2 protein-coding genes are annotated in these 1010 nt (G+C 66.1%); one reads left to right on the top strand and one right to left on the bottom strand.

Annotated elements, in window-relative coordinates; translation table 11 throughout:
• Nucleotides 1-80: 80 nt before the first annotated feature.
• A complete protein-coding gene (locus ACWEBX_RS41475) occupies nucleotides 81-446 on the bottom strand; it encodes a nuclear transport factor 2 family protein (protein WP_451889825.1) in 366 nt (121 codons plus the stop codon).
• 254 nt (nucleotides 447-700) lie between these two features.
• On the opposite strand from ACWEBX_RS41475, the gene ACWEBX_RS41470 reads away from it, so the two are divergent.
• Nucleotides 701-1010: WhiB family transcriptional regulator (locus tag ACWEBX_RS41470; protein ID WP_451889824.1), on the top strand; the 310-nt coding region annotated here is incomplete at its 3' end.

Genomic DNA, 1010 nt, shown 5'->3' with positions numbered 1-1010 from the left:
CTCGTCGGATACGCGGCCGCGCGGGCCGGCGGAGGCCCGGAGGCGGTCGCCGAAGCCTCCCGCCGAACCGCCCCGGCGGATCAGACGTATTCGTTCCGCTTGAGCTCGATCACCCATGCCCGGCGTTCGCAGATCTTCCCGTCGCGCATGCGGAATACCTCGGCCATCGACATGCGCATCGGCTCTCCCGTCTCACGCATCACCGTTCCGGTGAGTTCGGCCATGATCACGTCGTCCTCCTCGACCATGCGGACGACCTCCAGCCGGGGAGGCGGGACGAAGCCGGGGCCCTCGATCGCGGCGTCGTACGCCTCTTTGCCGGTCAGATGGAATCCGCCGAAAACCGTCCACTCGATGTCATCGGTGAGGCAACTCAGGATCTGTGCGTGATCGTTCTTCCGGAAGCCGTCCAAGTAGGTCTCGACGGTCTGTTTGTTCCTGGACATGTCTCCTGCTTTCCATCGGAAGGAAGGGTGATGGACGGCCGCACGTGTACGGGAGGCGCTGATCGGCACCGTGAACCGTCGAGGCACCTCCATAGCGCCGCCGCGCGCGCGAGGCAAGCCGGACTCACTCGAAGGTGTGGTGCCGTACGGCAGATAGAGTTGCGGTCCTCGAAAGGCGTAGTGTCATATGCCTGTTGCCCAGGGCAGGTGGGCAACTCGCAGGCGGGGGCCAGGGGAGAGGACGGCATCACGAGATGACGAGCACCGACTGGAGCGATCGAGGATTGTGCCGTACGGCCGATCCGGACGACCTGTTCGTCGAAGGCGCGGCGCAGAACCGGGCCAAAATGTTGTGCATCGGCTGCCCCGTGCTCACGGAATGCCTCGCTTATGCACTGGACCAGCGCATCGAGCACGGCGTCTGGGGAGGCATGACCGAGCGCGAGCGCCGTGCGCTGCTGCGTCGCCGGCACGGACGTCTCGTGGGCGCCCAGGGTCTTGATGGGCGAGCCCAGCTCGATGCGGCGCTTGTCGACCTCGGGGCCACCGGAAGCCTTGATCGCC

It is taken from the genome of Streptomyces sp. NPDC005070, assembly GCF_053600395.1.
Note: the sequence above shows the minus strand (reverse complement) of the source record. Positions and strands in the feature narration are given on the sequence as shown.

What these genes read in the sequence shown, in the direction of transcription:
- ACWEBX_RS41475 (WP_451889825.1), bottom strand. Translation starts at nt 446, where the DNA reads ATGTCCAGGAACAAACAGACCGTCGAGACCTACTTGGACGGCTTCCGG.